We start from the raw sequence: 15,600 nt of genomic DNA on the forward strand, positions 1-15,600 counted from the left end.
CTCGACAACGAAGGAGCCGACATGCTTGCTGAACCCTCCGCGCAGCTCCAACTGCTGCGCCTGGCCGACCTCGACTCCGAGATGGCACGGGTGACGCACGCCGCCCGGAGCCTGCCGCAGCACCGCACGATCCAGGAACTGATGGAGCAGCGCCAGCAGATCGGCGACGCACTCACCGCGGCCAGCACGAACGCGGACGACCTGGAGGTCGCGGCGCGGCGGGCGGAGGCGGACCTCGTCCCCGTCCGGGCCCGGCTCGAGCGCAACCAGGAACGCATCGACGGTGGCACGATCTCCGACCAGAAGGTGCTCCGTGGGCTGATCGAGGAGACCGAGCACCTCAAGGGCCGCATCTCCACCCTTGAGGACGCCCAGCTCGACGCCATGGGCCGGGCGGAGGAGGCCGTCGCCGCCCGCGATGAGCTCGCCCGTCGCAAGGAGCAGATCGAGCAGCGCCTCCGAGAGGAAGTCGCTGCACGGGATGAGGCCGTCGCCAGGCTCAAGGAGGAGGCGCAGTCGCTGACGGCGTCCCGGCAGCCCGTGGCCGGCACGATCCCCGAGCCGCTGCTGAAGCTCTACGAGAAGCTGCGGGCCGCCACCGGTCTGGGCGCCGCGCGGTTGGTGCAGGGCAGGTGCGGGGGCTGCCAGCTCACGCTCACCGTCGCCGACCTCGACAAGTTCCGGAAGGCCCCGGCCGACGAGGTGCTGCGCTGTGTCGAGTGCGACCGGATCCTCGTGCGCACGGACCAGTCGGGCCTCTGATGCGCCAGCACCGGCTCGACCGGGTCCCGCAGGCGGCCAGGGCCGCGATCCGGGCGCTGCAGGAGCGGCTCGAGCTGCCCCTCGAGTTCCCGCCCGAGGCGACCGCCCAGGCCGAGGCGCTGCTGCGCCGCCCGCCCAGCCCGGAGCAGCACGTCGACCGGACCGACATCGAGTTCGTCACCATCGACCCGCCCGGCTCGATGGACCTGGACCAGGCGCTGCACATCGAGCGCGAGGACGACGGCTACCTCATCCACTACGCCATCGCCGACGTCGGTTTCTGGATCGAGCCCGGCTCGCCGATCGACGTCGAGGCGCACCGGCGCGGGCAGACGCTGTACGCGCCCGGGGCGCGCATCCCGCTCCACCCACCGGCGCTCAGCGAGCAGGCCGGGTCGCTGCTCGCCGACGGCCGGCCGAGGCCCGCGGTGTTGTGGAGCCATCACCTCGGGCCCGACGGCCGCGTGCGCGAGGTGACGGTCGAGCGCGCGCTGGTGCTCAACCGCCACAAGCTGGACTACGCGGGCGTGCAGGCGGACCTCGACGCCGGGCGGGCGCACCCCAGCGTCGCCCTGCTCCCGGAGGTCGGCCAGCTGCGGGAGATGATCGAGGAGGCCCGAGGCGGCATCTCGCTCAACCTGCCGGAGCAGGAGATCGTGGAGCGCGGCGAACACTGGGAGCTCGCCTTCCGCGAACTGCAGCCGGTCGAGAACCACAATGCGCAGATCTCGCTCATGACGGGCTTCGCCGCGGCGGATCTGCAGCTACGGGGCGGGGTCGGCATCCTCCGCACGCTGCCGCCCGCCGAACAGTCAGCCATCGACCGTCTCCGCCGCGCGGCGGCCACGATCGGCGTGCCTTGGCGCGACGGGGAGAGCTACCCCGAGTTCGTCCGTCGCCTCGACCCCAACGACCCGCGGGAGCTCGCGGTGCTGATGAAGTGCACCTTCCTGTTCCGTGGGGCCGGTTACCTCGCCTTCGAGGGGGAGGTGCCCGGCGGGAACGTGCGGCACAGCGCCCTGGGCAACGAGTACGCCCACGTGACGGCGCCGCTGCGGCGGCTGGTGGACCGGTACGTCCTCGAGATCTGCCTGGCGCTGGCCGCCGGGACGGACGTGCCGGACTGGGTGCGCGCCGGCATGGACGCCGTCCCTGCAGACATGGCGCGATCCGGGCAGCGCGCCAGCGCGTACGAGAACGGCGTCATGGACGTCGCCGAGGCGCTCGTCCTGCTCGGCCGCGAGGGCGAGTTGCTCGAGGGCACCCTCATCGACGTCAACCCCAAGACGCGGCGCGGGACCGTGCAGGTGCCCGTGTCCGCGGTCGAGCTGCACGTGAGCGCGAACCCGAAGGATGTGGGGGAGACGATCCGGGTCCGGATCGACCACGTCGACATCCGCGAGGGGCGCGTGAAACTCACCCGTGTCAACTGAGCCGCATCAGCGGACCTGGGCGAAGGCCTCCACGTCGCGCGTGCGCCCGACCACCTGCACGAGGTCGCCCTCGTTCAGGATGGTGTCGCGCAGTACCGGGATCCAGCCCTGGGACGACTTCACCGCCACCACCTTGACGTGGTGACGTTCCCAGGCCTCTTCCTCGTTCAGCCGTCCACCCGCGAGGTGGGCGGGGATCTCGGTCCGGACGAGGGCGAAGTCGGTGCCGGTCTCGATGTAGTCCATGAGCGCCCCTCGCACCCGGTGCGCCACGCGGCGGCCCATCTCCTGCTCGGGATAGACGACGTGCGGCACCCCCAGCTGGGTGAGGATGCGTCCGTGCGCGTTGCTCGTCGCCTTGGCCCAGACCTCGCGGACGCCCATGTTCAGCAGCAGCGACGAGGTGAGGATGCTCGCCTCGAGGTGCGAGCCGATGGCGACCACGACGCGCTCGAAGTCGCGGATGGCGAGCTCGTCGAGGGCGACCTCGTCGGTGGTGTCGGCCCTGACCACGTGTGTCAGCAGCCCGTTGTGGCGCTGGACGAGCTCCTCGTCGGTGTCGACGCCGAGCACCGACGCCCCGACGCTCATGAGCTCGAGTGCCACGGAGGAGCCGAACCGGCCCAACCCCAGCACCGCGACGGACTCCGCGCTGCCGTCGTGGATCGACCTGCGTGTGAACCTAGCCAATGATCGGCCTTTCCTTGGGTAGTTCGGTGGCGCGTCTGCGTCCCGGCGTGGCGAGGGCGGTGGCGACCGTGATCGGCCCGAGCCGCCCGATGATCATGAGCGCGATGAGGACCAATTGGCTGCCCCCGTCGAGGCCCGCCGTGATGCCGGTGCTCAGGCCGACGGTGCCGAAGGCGGAGACGACCTCGAAGAGCACGTCGTTCAACGTGTAGTGGCTCATCGCGAGGATGAGCATGGTCGAGGTGAACACGACGGCGAACGCGAGCAGGAGCACGGTGAGGGCCTGCCGGTGCACGGAGCGGGACAGCCGCTTGCCGAGGACGTTCACCGCGGTCCGGCCGCGGATCTCGCTCCAGGCGATGAAGAACAGCACCAGGACGGTGGTGATCTTGATGCCACCGGCCGTGCCGGCGGGGCCACCGCCGATGAACATCAGCAGGTCCATGCCGAACAGCGTCGGGTCGTGCATCGCGCCGGTGTCGACCGAGTTGAAGCCGGCGGTGCGCGTCTGCACGGCCTGGAAGGTGCCGGCGAGGATCTTCTCGTCGACGGGCAGCGGCCCCAGCGTCTCTGGGTTCGTCCACTCGGCGGCGGTGATGAAGATCGACGACAGCACCAGCAGTGCGGCGGACCCGAAGAGCACCAGACGGGTGTTCATGGTCCACTTGCGGGGCCAGCGGAAGTCCTTGGCCAACTGGTGCAGCACGGGGAAGCCGAGCCCGCCGAGGACGGTGGCGGCCATCAGCGGCACACCGATGAACCAGTCGCCGACGAACTGCATCATGTTGTCGGGGAAGAGGGCGAAGCCGGCGTTGTTGAAGGAGGACACCGCGTGGAAGAGCCCGAGCCACAGCGACTGGCCCGCGCCGTGGCCCAGCGTCACGAAACGGGCGGTGAGCGCCAGGAAGACGACGAGCTCGATGAGGAACCCGGTGCGGAGGACGCCGAGCAGCACGGTGTGGATGTTGCCCACCGGGCGGTGCGCCTCCGTGGCCGTCGTGAGCCGGCTGCCCAGCGACAGCCGCCCCGTAACCCCGTAGCCGAGGATGGTCGCGAAGCTCATCACCCCGAAGCCGCCGATCTGGATCAGGGCGAGGATCACGACCTGGCCGAACGGCGTCCAGTACGAGGAGGTGTCGACGATGATCAAGCCGGTGACGCACAGCGCCGAGGTGGCGGTGAACAGCGCGGGCAGCAGGTCGATGCCACCCTCTTGCACGGTGGAGGGCGGCAGCATGAGCAGGACGGTGCCGATGAGGAGGGCCAGCAGGAAACCGATGAGGATCGTCCGCGCCGGGCGGGGGACGGAGGTGCGCTTGGCCACGCACGGGAGTGTACGCCCTCGCGCCCGGGACGGCTAGAATGGTCCCTTGGACGAGTCGGCCAGATGATCGCGGCCCCAAGGGCTGAGGAAAGTCCGGGCTCCACAGGGCACGGTGGTGGGTAACGCCCACCCGGGGTGACCCGCGGGACAGTGCCACAGAAAGCAGACCGCCTGGCGACAGGTAAGGGTGAAACGGTGGTGCAAGAGACCACCAGCGCCCCGGGTGACCGGGGCGGCTAGGCAAACCCCACCGGGAGCAAGACCAAGAAGGTCAGCCACGGCTGACCGCGGACACCGTCCGAGGGCTGCCCGCCCGAGGTGTCCGGGTAGGTCGCAAGAGCGGCGCGGCAACGCGTCGCCTCAGATAGATGATCATCCTCGACAGAACCCGGCTTACCGGCCGGCTCGTCCCTCACCCACCCGGTTGCGATGACGGGGCCTGTGCCGGCAGCGGCGCGGCCGGGAGCGTCAGCGCCTCGTCGGGTGCTACGGCGCCCGCGCCGATCGCCGCGACGAGCGACATGGCCGCCAGCACGATCGCGATGCCGAGCCCCCGACCCGATGGATTAGTTCCCCTCATGCACCCGATACGCGCCGGCGGGCACATCGGGTTGCGTCGGATTTCAGGGAAGGGTCAGGATCTCCGCGCCGTCGTCCGTCACGACGATCGAGTGCTCGAACTGCGCGCAGCGCGACTTGTCCAGCGTCGTGACGGTCCAGCCGTCGTCCCAGACCTCCGACTCGTAGTCGCCGAGCGTCAGCATGGGCTCGATGGTGAAGGTCATGCCCTTCTCGATGCGGGTGTCGAGGCGCGGCTCGTCGTAGTGCAGGACGACGAGCCCAGAGTGGAAGGCCGTGTGGACGCCGTGGCCGGTGTAGTCGCGGACGACGCCGTAGCCGAAGCGCTTCGCGTAGGCCTCGATCACGCGGCCGATCACCGAGAACGGACGGCCGGGTCTCACGGCCCGGATCGCGCGGTGCAGCGCCTCCTCGGTGCGCTCGGTGAGGAGCCGCGACTCCTCGTCGACGTCCCCGCAGAAGAACGTGGCGCAGTTGTCGCCGTGGACGCCGTCCTTGTACGCGGTGCAGTCGATCTTCACGAGGTCACCGTCCTCCAGCGGCCGCATGTCCGGGATGCCGTGGCAGATCACCTCGTTGACGGAGGTGCAGATCGCCTTGGGGAACCCGCGGTAGCCGAGCGACGAGGGGTAGGCCCCGTGGTCGAGCATGTACTCGTGGGCGATCCGGTCGAGTTCGTCGGTGGTGACCCCGGGCGCGATTGCCTTCGCGGCCTCGTGCATGGCCTGCGAGGCGATCCTCCCGGCCTCCCGCATCCGCTCGATCACGTCCTCGGTCTGGACGTGCGAGCCGCGGTAGGGCTTCGGCGCGTCCTTCCAGGCGTACTCCGGCCGGGTGATGGAGGCCGGCACCGGGCGCACGGGCGTGATGGTGTGGGGGGTAACGATGCTCACGGACCGATCCTATCGTCCGGCGCCAATCGCTCAGTCGACCCGCATGGTGTCGAGCGCGGCCTGCACCTCACTGATCGAGGGGTCGTGATCCTGCGTCGCGCATCCCACGATGACGGACAGCTCCCCGTCGCGGCCGAGGTCGAGGACGAAGACGTCGAGCACGTCGCCGGCCACCTCGCGCCCCGACACGTACACGTTCTCCTTGATGTACCAGCCCTCGTGCCCATCGAGGGAGAACGGCTGGCTGGCCAGCGTCTCGCTGTGCGTGAAGTCCTGGAACATCCACGACGACGCCATGCAGGAGATGATGTTGCGGGCGGCCCGCTCGGGGGACGTGAACCCGTCGGCGTGACGGACGGTACCGACGTCGACGGACGCGACCCACCCCGGCACCACCATGCGCGTGACCGAGTTCTGCTCGGACATCCAGGGCATCCAGGTGGGCGACAGTTCCCACCCGGGCGCGGTGGGCGCCTCCACCGAGAGTCCTCCGCCGCGCAGCCGGCCGTCGGCGTCGACGCGGCTCACCGGTGAACCCACCGAGGGGCACTCCTCGGGCTGGGCCGCCCCCTCGTCGGTCTCGCCGGGTTCGCTGGGGGACTCGGAGCGCTCGTCCCAAGGCTGGACGCTGGGCCGCTCGCTGCGGGTGTCGGGCTGCGCGGTCGACCCGAATCCCAACCCCCGCGGGCCGAGCACGAGCGCGAGGACTATCGCGGCGATCACCACCAGGCCGGCGACGAACCACCAGAGCCCGCGGTTGCCGCGGGGCCGCGCCTGCGCGTCGGGGGCCAGCCACCGCGTGCCGTCCCAATACCTGGGTCCGCCGCGTCCTTCTGGATCTGGGTACCACCCGGGTTGACTCATGAGGGAGAGCTTAGTTCGTGCTTTACGGCACACTGAGCACATGGACAAGCAATCGGAGGCCGTGTTCCGCTCGATGGAGGAGCACAACGTCCGCTTCATCCGGCTCTGGTTCTCGGACGTGCTGGGATCCCTGAAGTCGGTGGCGATCGCGCCGGGCGAGGTGGAGGGCGCGCTGGCGGAGGGGGTCGGCTTCGACGGCTCCGCGATCGAGGGCTTCGCCCGGGTCCTGGAGTCGGACATGGTGGCCCACCCTGACCCGTCGACGTTCCAGATCCTTCCGTGGCGCAACGAGAACGGCATCGCCACCGCCCGCATGTTCTGCGACATCCGGATGCGCGACGGCTCGCCCAGCTTCGCCGACCCGCGCTACGTCCTCAAGCGGGCCATGGACACCGCCGCCGACGCCGGCTTCACGTTCTACGTGCACCCCGAGATCGAGTTCTTCCTGCTCAAGCAGCTGCAGCCGCCGGTCCCGCTCGACAGCGGCGGCTACTTCGACCACACCATGCTGGGGGAGGGCACCGACTTCCGCCGGGAGGCCATCACCACCCTGGAGGAGATGGGCATCGCGGTGGAGTTCAGCCACCACGAGGGCGCGCCGGGACAGCACGAGATCGACCTCCGCTACGCCGACGCCCTCACCATGGCCGACAACATCATGACCTTCAGGGTGGTGGTCCGGGAACTGGCGATCAGCCGCGGGATCAACGCCACCTTCATGCCCAAGCCGTTCACCCAGTTCCCCGGCTCCGGCATGCACTCCCACCTGAGCCTCTTCGAGGGCGACACCAACGCCTTCTACGACGCGGCCGACGAGTACCACCTCTCGCGCACGGCCCGGCACTTCATCGCCGGCCTGCTGCGGCACGCGCCGGAGATCACCGCCGTCACCAACCAGTGGGTGAACTCGTACAAGCGGCTGGCCGCCGGCGACGAGGCCCCCGCGTACGTCTCGTGGGGTCGCGCCAACCGCTCGGCGCTGATCCGCGTGCCGCAGTGGACCCCGGGGAAGACCTCCAGCGCACGGATCGAGTACCGCGCGCTGGACTCGGGAGCCAACCCCTACCTGGGCTACGCCGTGCTGCTGCGCGCCGGCCTGAAGGGTATCGAGGAGGAGTACCCGCTGCCCCAGGAGGCGGAGGAGCTCGTCTACAACCTCTCGGCCAGGGAGCGGCGCGCCATCGGCATCGAGGAACTGCCCCGCAACCTCGACGGGGCGCTGCGGATCATGGAGAACAGCGAACTCGTGGCCGACACCCTGGGCGAGCACGTCTTCGACCACTTCCTGCGCAACAAGTACGCGGAGTTCGACGACTACCGCCGGCAGACGAGCCAGTGGGAGATCGACCGGCACATCACCGTCATGTGAGCAGCGGGAACGCCCGCGCCGCCTCGGCGGCGTGCGCCCCGGATGCCCGCACGTCGGCGTCGGCGAACGCCACCCGGCCCGTCACGACGTCGAGGAACGTCCCGGGCGCCATCTCGACGACGTTGGGCGGTGTGCCCCGGGTGTGTCGAGGCCCGGTGCCGAAACCCAGCTGGACGGCCGCGTAGGGCGGGACCCGCACCTCTATGGTGTGGCCGCCGTGTAGTTCGCCGAGCCGGGAGGCGGCCGCCCGCACCGCCGCCGCCAGGAGCGGTCGTGGCAGCATGGGGTGGGCGACGGCCGTCCGCAGCAGCACGTCGGTCAGGTCCGGGCGGCGCGCGCGGAGCGCGGCCTCGACGGCGGGACCCTCCCCGAGGTCGGTCAGCGCGGCGACGACGGCGGGGGTTGGGCGGAACATGACTCGTCATCCTAGCCTCCGCGACTAGACTGCCGGAGCATGAGCAGGGTGCAGTCGCCGGTGGCGGAGTTCGCCCGCCGCGGGTTCCGCGAGCCATCGGCCGCTGCCCGGATCTGGGAGTCCTGGCCCGAGGCGGACGACGACCGGCCCGGGCTCTCGCTCTTCGAGCCGGTCGGTGACCGGTTCTCCGCACTCCAGTCGCTCGACCAGCTTCGCGCCAGGGACCCCGAACGGTTCCGGTCGCTGTGCGATGACCCCGCGTGGTGCGGTCGCGTGCTGCGGGTGGCCGGGGCGTCGTCCGTGCTGGCGCAGGTCCTCGGCCGCCGGCCGGAGCTGGTCGACGGGCTCCGCGCGGCACCCGGGCAGCGCGACGCGGAACAGTGGCGCGCGTTCTTCGACCGGTGGACCCCGGTGGTCGACGGCGTCTGCACGGTCGACAGCGACCAACTCCGGATCGCCAACCGGGCGGCGCTGGTCGAGGTCGCCGCCCGCGACCTCTCCGCCGAGGACCCGGCCGCCGTCGTCGACTCCGTCTCGCTCGAGCTCAGCCACGTGGCCGACAACGTCCTCCGCGTGGCGCTCGCGCTCGCACGAGCGGAGGTGCAGGGCTGGCGCGACGTGCGGCTGGCCGTCATCGCGTTCGGCAAGACCGGCGCGCAGGAGCTCAACTACCTGTCCGACGTGGACGTCATGTACGTCGCCGAGCCGGCGGAGGGGGTCGGCACGGACCGGGCCATGGCGACGGCGACCCGGCTCGCGGCGGCGCTGGCGAGGATCTGCTCGGCGCACACGAAGGCGGGCACGATCTGGACGGTGGACGCCGGCCTCAGGCCCGAGGGGAACGCCGGGCCCCTCGTGCGAACCCTCGCGTCGCTCCGCACGTACTACGGCCGCTGGGCGAAGAACTGGGAGTTCCAAGCCCTGTTGAAGGGCCGCGCCGCCGCGGGCGACCTCGAACTGGGGCAGGAGTTCGTCGACATGGTGCAGCCCTGGGTGTGGGAGGCGGGGCACCGGGACGGGTTCCTGCCCGAGATGCGCGCCATGCGCGAGCGGGTCATCTCCCTGGTGCCCCCGGCGCAGGAGGAGCACGAGATCAAGCTGGGCAGCGGGGGACTGCGGGACACCGAGTTCACCGTGCAGCTGCTGCAGCTCGTCCATGGCCGGGCGGACGAACGCATCCGCTCCCGGGGCACGCTGGCCGCCTTGGCGGAACTCGTCGAGTACGGCTACATCGGCCGTTCCGACGGGGCCCAGATGGCGCAGCACTACCGGTTCCAGCGGCTGCTCGAGCACCGCATCCAGCTCAAGCACCTCCGGCGGACCCACCTCGTCCCGGACGACCGCGAGGAACTCGCCGAGATCGCCCGCACCATGGGGCTCGGGCTGGAGGAAGTCGAGTCGCGGTGGCGTGCCAGCCGGCGCGACGTCCGGCGGCTCCGCCAGCGTATCTTCTTCTCGCCGCTGCTCGACGTCTTCGCCACCGTGCCCACCGAGAGCCTGCTCACGCCCGAATCGGCCATGGCGAGGATCCGGGCGCTCGGCTTCGACGACCCTCGGTCCGCGCTCGGCCACATCGAGGCCCTCACCAGCGGCACGTCCCGGGCGGTCGAGATCCAGCGGCAGCTGATGCCGGCCATGCTCGAGTGGTTCGCCGACGGCCCGAACCCCGACTTCGGGTTGCTCTCCTTCCGCCAGCTCTCCGAGGCGCTCGGCGACTCCAGCTGGTACCTCCGTGCGCTGCGCGACGAGGGCTACATGGCACAGCGGTTGGCGAAAGTCGCCTCGACGAGCCGCTACGTCGTCGACCTGCTGAAGCGGGCCCCGCAGTCGGTGCGCTGGCTCGCGTCCACCGACGACCTGCGCCTGCCCGAGGGGGCCGAGCTGGCCGACGCGCTGAAGAAGGCCGCGGCACGCCACGACGACGTCGAGCGGGCGGTCGGCTCGGCGCGGGCGATGCGCCGATCGGAGCTCTGCCGCGTCGCGATCGCCGACGTGCTCGGCGAGCTCGACATCGACGACTGCGGCCGGGCGCTGAGCGACATCGGGTCGGCCACGGTGGAGGCCGCGCTCGAGGTCGCCCGGCGGGACATCGACGCACCACCCTTGGGGATCGTCGCCCTCGGACGCTGGGGTGGACGGGAGCTCAGCTACGCGTCGGACGCGGACTGCATGTTCGTGGTCCCCGACGGCACCGAGGGCGAGGACCTGGCAGCCGCGGGCCGGCTGGTGCGGCGGCTCGCCGAGATCCTGGCCAAGCCGGGCCCCGACCCGGCGTTCCCGCTCGACACCAACCTGCGCCCGGAGGGCGCGGACGGGCCGCCGGTGCGGACCGTCTCCTCGTACGCCTCGTACTACGCCAAGTGGGCGTCGACGTGGGAGCGCCAGATGCTGCTCCGCGCGCGCCACGGGGCGGGCGATGAGCGGCTCACCGCGGCGGTGCTGGCCGACGTCGCGCCCTACCGGTACCCCGAGGGCGGTCTCACAGGCGCGCAACTCACGGAGATCCGCCGCCTGAAGTCGCGCATGGAGAACGAGCGGCTCCCGAAGGGCGGCGCCGGCGTCCGTCACCTGAAGCTCGGGCCGGGCGGCCTGAGCGACGTCGAGTGGACGGTGCAGGTGGTCCAGTTGCAGCACGCGCACGCCCACCCCGAGCTGCGCGTCACCGGCACCATGGAGGCACTGGAAGCTGCGCGCGCACTGGGTCTGGTGCAGCAGGGGGACGCCGATGCGCTGGCCGCCGCCTGGCGGCATGCGAGCAGCCTGCGCGACGCGATCATGCTCGTGCGGGGGCGGCCCAGCGACGTGCTGCCCTCAGACCTGCGCGAGCTCGCCGCGATCTCCGCCCTGTTGGGGATGTCGGGTCCGGTCACGCAGTTGGGGGAGCGGACCCGTCGCCTCGCCCGGCGGGCGTCCGCGGTGGTGGCCCGGCTCTTCTGGGGGGAGTAGCGGCTCAGCCCCGGGCAACGGCGCGCAGGAACCCCCGCCAGCCCTCGGGAGTCGCCAGCGGCGAGGTCAGGTCGGCCATCGACTGGACGCGGCGCACCGCGTCCCGGGTCTGGTCGTCGTAGTCGCCGGTCGGCTCCACGTCGTGGCCGAAGACGTGGCGGCACGCGTACTGGACGAGCTGGACCTGGGTGCCGCTGCGCCGGTTGAAGGTGCTCAGACCGTCCCCGGAGACAGCGTTGTCCACGTGGATGTGGTTGTGGTGCGCCGCGTCGTAGGGGTAGGCGAGCGTGTAGCTGAAGTGCAGGTGGAGCGACGCGGCGAGTCGCCAGTAGTCGCGCAACTGCGTGGACGAGCCCGGCCCCCACCGGTCGAAGCGCAGCGACACCTCGCCCCGGTCGTGCGCGATGGCGGAGATGTCGAAAGCCCGGCCCACCTGGTGGTAGGAGCCGCACTTGTCGACGTAGGCGCCGAAGCTCGTCACGGTCCGGATCGCGCCCAGCCCGCTCAACTCGGCCCAGTCCGCCGCCCAGGCCTCGAGCCGGGCGAGGAAGGCCGGGTCGCTTTGCATGGTGGTGGGTGCGCCCGTCTCGTCGTAGAGCAGCGTGCCGGTAGCGACGGCGTCGAACGCGACGAGATCCCCCGGCGTCCGGCACGTCGGGGCCGCGCGGCCATCGGGTTCGCCCAGTGGCTCGAGCACGGTGTTCCGGCCGCAGCCGGTGAGCAGCGCCAAGGACGCGGCGGTGAGCAGCGCGCGCCTCGTGGTCATGTCACCAGAATAGGAGTGGTGCACCCGTTTCCCCAGCCGCTGCTAGAGTGGGGGCCACGTATTCCGGGGTCGGTGAAAGTCCGAACCGGCGGTTACAGCCCGCGACCCTGACGACGCGCCCGCGTCCGATGGCTGACTCGGTGGAATTCCGAGGCCGACAGTAAGAGTCTGGATGGGAGGAATGCGAGCCCATGCGGCGCGCCTGTCTGCGCGCCCGCGTCGGTGAGCGCCCCGGACCGATGAAGGGACTGGGATGGCAGCTCGCCTGTGGGTCGCGTACCCCGCGCGGACCTACCCCCGCACGCGCACCGAGCGTCTCGTGGTGCCCGCGGTCGCGTTCGTCGTCGTCGTCCTCGCCTGGTACGCGCTGAGCCGCGTGCTTCCTCCGCTGCTGCTGCCGAGCCCGTTCGACGTGGCCGTCCGCGTCGTGCGCCAGGCCTCGTCGGGACTCGCCTGGCAGTACCTTTGGCCCACGCTCGGTCCGGCCGTGCTCGGGGTCCTGCTCGCGATCGTCGCGGCCCTGTCGCTCGGGCTCGCCTCGTCGCACTCCCGGGTGCTGGCGGCCGTGTTCGAGCCGTTCGTGGCACTCTCGCAGACCGTCCCGCTCGTCGCGCTCGCGCCGCTGCTGGTCCTGTGGCTGGGCTACGGCGCCGTGCCGATCGCGGTGCTGTGCGCCATCGTCGCCTTCTTCCCCATGGTGACCACCACCATCATCGGCTTCCGCCGTCTCGACATGCGCGCCCTCGAAGCGGGCATGCTCGACGGCGCCGGCCCGTGGCAGCGTCTCTGGCACATCGAGCTGCCGATGGCCGCGCCGTCGATCCTCGCCGGCATGCGCGCCGGCGCGGCGCTGGCGATGACCGGCGCCGTGGTGGGGGAGTTCGTCATGGGTGGCAGGGGCCTCGGTACGCTGCTCACCCTCTCCCGGCAGGCCTCCGACACCACCGGGATGTTCACTGTCATCTTCTGGATCAGCGCCGCGTCGATGGTCCTCTACATGCTCTTCGCAGTCCTCGAACAAGCTGCGTCCAACCGACTCCAAGGAGAAACCCAATGATCTCTCGTCGTCACCTCCTCGCCGCCGGCGGCCTCACCGCGCTCGTCGCCGCGGGATGCTCGCCCGCCGATGAGCCGGCGCCGTCGCCCGATCCGGCCGTGACGGTCGGTTTGACCTACATCCCCAACGTGCAGTTCTGCGCGTTCTACCTGGGGCTGAAGGAGGGGTTGTTCGAGGACGTCGACGTGACGATCCGGCACCACGGCGAGCAGGAGGACCTGTTCGGCGCGCTGGCCCGGGACCAGGAGCAGTTGGTGTACGCCTCCTCCGACGAGGCGGTCGTGGCGGGGCAGGAGCTCGTCACGGTGGCGACCAGCTACCAGCGCTACCCGGTGGAGGTGCTGTTCCTGGGCCAGGCGGGCGACCTGTCGGAGCTTCGCGGCAAGACGCTGGGCATCCCCGGACGGTTCGGCTCGAGCTACTACGCGGCGCTGGCCGCCATGGAATCGGCCGGGCTCACGGAGGACGACCTGACGCTGCAGGAGATCGGCTACACCCAGGTGTCGGCGATGGCGACGGGCAAGGTGGACGCGATCATGGGCTTCACCAACAACGAGCTCGTGCAGCTGGAGATGATGGGCGTGGAGGTGTCCAAGGTGCCCATCTCCGAAGAGCCGATGCTCGTGGGGCCCGGGCTGATCACCACCCCGGATCGGGCCGACGAGCCGGCGGTCGCTGCGGTGGTGGCCGGTCTGCTGGCCGCGGAGCGCCGCGTGGTGGAGGATCCCGCGGCGGCGATCGAGGCTACCAAGGAGCACGTGCCCGCGCTCGCCGACCCGGCCCAGCTGGAGATGGCCCAGCGCGTGCTGGAGGCGACGATCGAGCTGTGGCGCGACCCGTCCGGTGAGGTGAGCGTCGACGTCGATCCCGCGGCGATGCGGCGCATGGAGGAGTTCCTCACCGGCGCGGGCATCGTCTCGGGCTAGTACTCGAGGGGCGCCCTGGGGCGGAAGACCAGGGCGCCGATGACCGGCGGCAGCAGGACGGTGAGGTAGACCCCGCTCGTGCCCGGCAGGAGCGGGGCGAGCGCCCACAGGATTCCCGCGAGCAGCACGGCGAGCACCAGCCACAGCAGCCCGAGCCGCAGCCGTCGGCAGACGAGGACCACGACGCCCAGGGCGGCGACGAGTCCCACCGAGCCGTGCACCAGGAAGGGCGGGATGACCATCGGGTCGTAGGCGTAGCCCACGCCCGGGTTGGTCCACTCCCAGACCATGACGCCGAGCGTCGCCCCGGCCGGGATCAGCAGCCACAGGACGAGGGCCACCACAAGCCAGAGTGCGAGCGCCTTGGGGTCGCGCCAGGTGTTGCGTCCCGCCACCGCGGTCAGCGCACCTCGACGAGGGTGCGGCCGTGCCGGCGGCCCGCCAGCAGCTCCTCGCCCGCGGCGATGACCCCGTCCAACCCGATCCGCGTGGTCATGGCGTCGAGAAGCTCGACATCGACGCCGCGCGAGAGGGTGCGCCAGGCGTCCTCCCGGTCGTTGGCGGGCGCCCAGACGGAGTCGATGCCGGCCAGGGTCACGCCCCGCAGGATGAACGGCATCACCGTCGTAGGCAGCGCGTGCGAGCCGGCCAGCCCGCAGGCGGCGACCGTGCCGCCCGGCACGGTGCGGGCGATGGCATTGGCGAGGACCTCCCCGCCGACCGAGTCCACGACGCCCGCGTAGGTGGCCTTCTGCAGCGGCTTGCCGGCCCCCTCCAGGTCCGCCCGCGCGACGATCTCGTCGGCGCCGAGTTCCCGCAGGAAGTCGCCGAGCTCGTCGGGGCGCCCGGTGAGCGCCGCGACGTCGAAGCCGGCAGCGGCCAGCAGCATCGTCGCGATCGAGCCGACGCCGCCGGTGGCGCCCGTGACGAGCACCGGCCCCTGGTCGGGGGAGACGCCCTCCATCACCAGCCGGAGGACGGCGAGGGCGGCGGTGTAGCCGGCGGTGCCCAGCGCGGCGGCCTGCTCGGGCGAGAGCCCGTCGGGGAGCGCGACGGCCAGTTCACCATCGATGTGCGCGCGGGTCGCGTAGCCGCCGTGCGCGGTCTCGGACAGTCCGGCGCCGTTCAGCATCACCCAGTCGCCGGGGCACCAACGCTCGTCGGAGGACTCCGCCACCCGGCCGACCAGGTCGATGCCGGCGACGAGCGGCCTCGTCCGCACGACGCCGGGCCTGCCCGTGACGGCGAGCCCGTCCTTGTAGTTCAGGTCGGAGTACGCCACGTCGACGTGCAGCGTCCCCTCCCCGAGAAGCTCTTCGCCGAACTCTTCGAGGGCGACGCCCTCATCCCTGACCACGATTCCACGCATGTCCCCACCCTACTGAGGGGCCGGGACCTTCCGGGCGCCCGCCTCGTGCAAGGATGAGGCGATGAGTGATTCGATCTCGACCCGGCATGGGACCGTCTGCATGGCGGTTCGGCGGTGGGAGCGGCTGACGACCCGAGGCATTTCTGCCAGACTTGGGCGAGCCGACTTCGCGGAGATCGAAGTCATTCGCAGTGGTGCGGATGCCCC

15 protein-coding genes, 1 other RNA gene and 1 riboswitch are annotated in these 15,600 nt (G+C 71.2%); of the genes, 7 read left to right on the forward strand and 9 right to left on the reverse strand.

The annotated features are described in order from the left end of the window. The first annotated feature begins 21 nt into the window (after positions 1-21). Together BLR46_RS09275 and BLR46_RS09280 are read left to right on the forward strand one after the other, a co-directional pair. Positions 22-762 carry a zinc ribbon domain-containing protein gene (locus BLR46_RS09275; protein ID WP_093251328.1) on the forward strand — a complete coding sequence of 247 codons (741 nt, stop codon included), beginning with the start codon at positions 22-24 and terminating at the stop codon, positions 760-762. After that, positions 762-2,195, forward strand: coding sequence for an RNB domain-containing ribonuclease (locus BLR46_RS09280; RefSeq protein WP_093251329.1), 1,434 nt, complete (start codon positions 762-764; stop codon positions 2,193-2,195). Before BLR46_RS09275 ends, BLR46_RS09280 begins: the two co-directional genes overlap by 1 nt. A 6-nt stretch (positions 2,196-2,201) precedes the next feature. On the opposite strand, the gene BLR46_RS09285 is transcribed toward BLR46_RS09280, so the two are convergent. Together BLR46_RS09285 and BLR46_RS09290 are read right to left on the reverse strand one after the other, a co-directional pair. Continuing rightward, complete coding sequence (locus tag BLR46_RS09285; protein WP_218118415.1) at positions 2,202-2,885, reverse strand: potassium channel family protein; 684 nt, start codon at positions 2,883-2,885, stop codon at positions 2,202-2,204. Continuing rightward, complete coding sequence (locus BLR46_RS09290; RefSeq protein ID WP_245701626.1) at positions 2,878-4,209, reverse strand: TrkH family potassium uptake protein; 1,332 nt, start codon at positions 4,207-4,209, stop codon at positions 2,878-2,880. The genes BLR46_RS09285 and BLR46_RS09290 overlap by 8 nt, the downstream gene beginning before the upstream one ends. A gap of 51 nt (positions 4,210-4,260) precedes the next feature. Here BLR46_RS09290 and rnpB point away from each other — a divergent pair. Continuing rightward, positions 4,261-4,621, forward strand: an RNA gene (gene rnpB, locus BLR46_RS09295) — RNase P RNA component class A. Here the strand turns inward: rnpB and BLR46_RS15080 are convergent. From BLR46_RS15080 to BLR46_RS09305, 3 genes are read right to left on the reverse strand one after another with little or no spacing between them, the layout of a single operon-like run. Continuing rightward, positions 4,622-4,789: a hypothetical protein gene (locus BLR46_RS15080; RefSeq protein WP_176761727.1), complete on the reverse strand. Its 168-nt coding sequence runs from the start codon at positions 4,787-4,789 to the stop codon at positions 4,622-4,624. 43 nt (positions 4,790-4,832) lie between these two features. Next, entirely contained in the window at positions 4,833-5,681 is an 849-nt protein-coding gene (map, locus tag BLR46_RS09300; protein ID WP_093251331.1) for a type I methionyl aminopeptidase, read from the reverse strand. A gap of 30 nt (positions 5,682-5,711) precedes the next feature. Beyond that, positions 5,712-6,545 (reverse strand): DUF2510 domain-containing protein, encoded by an 834-nt coding sequence (locus BLR46_RS09305; protein WP_176761728.1) that lies wholly within the window; start codon positions 6,543-6,545, stop codon positions 5,712-5,714. Positions 6,546-6,618: 73 nt separating this feature from the next. Here BLR46_RS09305 and BLR46_RS09310 point away from each other — a divergent pair, with 73 nt between their 5' ends. Then, on the forward strand, positions 6,619-7,914 hold the full coding sequence (locus BLR46_RS09310) for a glutamine synthetase family protein (RefSeq protein ID WP_093251881.1): 1,296 nt from the start codon (positions 6,619-6,621) through the stop codon (positions 7,912-7,914). Here BLR46_RS09310 and BLR46_RS09315 read toward each other — a convergent pair. Then, positions 7,907-8,329, reverse strand: coding sequence for a sterol carrier family protein (locus tag BLR46_RS09315; RefSeq protein WP_093251334.1), 423 nt, complete (start codon positions 8,327-8,329; stop codon positions 7,907-7,909). The genes BLR46_RS09310 and BLR46_RS09315 overlap by 8 nt on opposite strands. Before the next feature lie 39 nt (positions 8,330-8,368). Here BLR46_RS09315 and BLR46_RS09320 point away from each other — a divergent pair, with 39 nt between their 5' ends. Continuing rightward, positions 8,369-11,275 (forward strand): bifunctional [glutamine synthetase] adenylyltransferase/[glutamine synthetase]-adenylyl-L-tyrosine phosphorylase, encoded by a 2,907-nt coding sequence (locus BLR46_RS09320; RefSeq protein WP_093251335.1) that lies wholly within the window; start codon positions 8,369-8,371, stop codon positions 11,273-11,275. A 4-nt stretch (positions 11,276-11,279) separates the two neighbouring features. Here the strand turns inward: BLR46_RS09320 and BLR46_RS09325 are convergent, their stop codons facing one another. Next, positions 11,280-12,041: an extensin family protein gene (locus tag BLR46_RS09325; protein ID WP_093251337.1), complete on the reverse strand. Its 762-nt coding sequence runs from the start codon at positions 12,039-12,041 to the stop codon at positions 11,280-11,282. 55 nt (positions 12,042-12,096) lie between these two features. Beyond that, positions 12,097-12,229, forward strand: a riboswitch (FMN riboswitch). Positions 12,230-12,294: 65 nt separating this feature from the next. Here BLR46_RS09325 and BLR46_RS09330 point away from each other — a divergent pair. Together BLR46_RS09330 and BLR46_RS09335 are read left to right on the forward strand one after the other, a co-directional pair. Further along, complete coding sequence (locus BLR46_RS09330) at positions 12,295-13,098, forward strand: ABC transporter permease (protein WP_093251339.1); 804 nt, start codon at positions 12,295-12,297, stop codon at positions 13,096-13,098. After that, positions 13,095-14,024, forward strand: a complete 930-nt coding sequence (locus BLR46_RS09335) for an ABC transporter substrate-binding protein (RefSeq protein WP_093251342.1) — start codon at positions 13,095-13,097, stop codon at positions 14,022-14,024. The genes BLR46_RS09330 and BLR46_RS09335 overlap by 4 nt, the downstream gene beginning before the upstream one ends. Here BLR46_RS09335 and BLR46_RS09340 read toward each other — a convergent pair. Together BLR46_RS09340 and BLR46_RS09345 are read right to left on the reverse strand one after the other, a co-directional pair. Next, complete coding sequence (locus tag BLR46_RS09340; RefSeq protein ID WP_093251345.1) at positions 14,021-14,419, reverse strand: hypothetical protein; 399 nt, start codon at positions 14,417-14,419, stop codon at positions 14,021-14,023. The two genes, BLR46_RS09335 and BLR46_RS09340, sit on opposite strands and share 4 nt — an antisense overlap. 5 nt (positions 14,420-14,424) lie before the next feature. Beyond that, positions 14,425-15,393 (reverse strand): MDR family oxidoreductase, encoded by a 969-nt coding sequence (locus BLR46_RS09345; protein WP_093251347.1) that lies wholly within the window; start codon positions 15,391-15,393, stop codon positions 14,425-14,427. Positions 15,394-15,600 lie beyond the last annotated feature (207 nt).

The sequence above is a fragment of the Tessaracoccus oleiagri genome, assembly GCF_900103275.1.
GTDB lineage: Bacteria > Actinomycetota > Actinomycetes > Propionibacteriales > Propionibacteriaceae > Arachnia > Arachnia oleiagri.

Coding starts and splice junctions, on each gene's coding strand:
- BLR46_RS09280 (WP_093251329.1), top strand. CDS start 762: ATGCGCCAGCACCGGCTCGACCGGGTCCCGCAGGCGGCCAGGGCCGCG.
- BLR46_RS09335 (WP_093251342.1), top strand. CDS start 13,095: ATGATCTCTCGTCGTCACCTCCTCGCCGCCGGCGGCCTCACCGCGCTC.
- BLR46_RS09315 (WP_093251334.1), bottom strand. CDS start 8,329: ATGTTCCGCCCAACCCCCGCCGTCGTCGCCGCGCTGACCGACCTCGGG.
- BLR46_RS09345 (WP_093251347.1), bottom strand. CDS start 15,393: ATGCGTGGAATCGTGGTCAGGGATGAGGGCGTCGCCCTCGAAGAGTTC.
- BLR46_RS15080 (WP_176761727.1), bottom strand. CDS start 4,789: ATGAGGGGAACTAATCCATCGGGTCGGGGGCTCGGCATCGCGATCGTG.
- BLR46_RS09325 (WP_093251337.1), bottom strand. CDS start 12,041: ATGACCACGAGGCGCGCGCTGCTCACCGCCGCGTCCTTGGCGCTGCTC.
- BLR46_RS09305 (WP_176761728.1), bottom strand. CDS start 6,545: ATGAGTCAACCCGGGTGGTACCCAGATCCAGAAGGACGCGGCGGACCC.
- BLR46_RS09310 (WP_093251881.1), top strand. CDS start 6,619: ATGGAGGAGCACAACGTCCGCTTCATCCGGCTCTGGTTCTCGGACGTG.
- BLR46_RS09320 (WP_093251335.1), top strand. CDS start 8,369: ATGAGCAGGGTGCAGTCGCCGGTGGCGGAGTTCGCCCGCCGCGGGTTC.
- BLR46_RS09330 (WP_093251339.1), top strand. CDS start 12,295: ATGGCAGCTCGCCTGTGGGTCGCGTACCCCGCGCGGACCTACCCCCGC.
- BLR46_RS09275 (WP_093251328.1), top strand. CDS start 22: ATGCTTGCTGAACCCTCCGCGCAGCTCCAACTGCTGCGCCTGGCCGAC.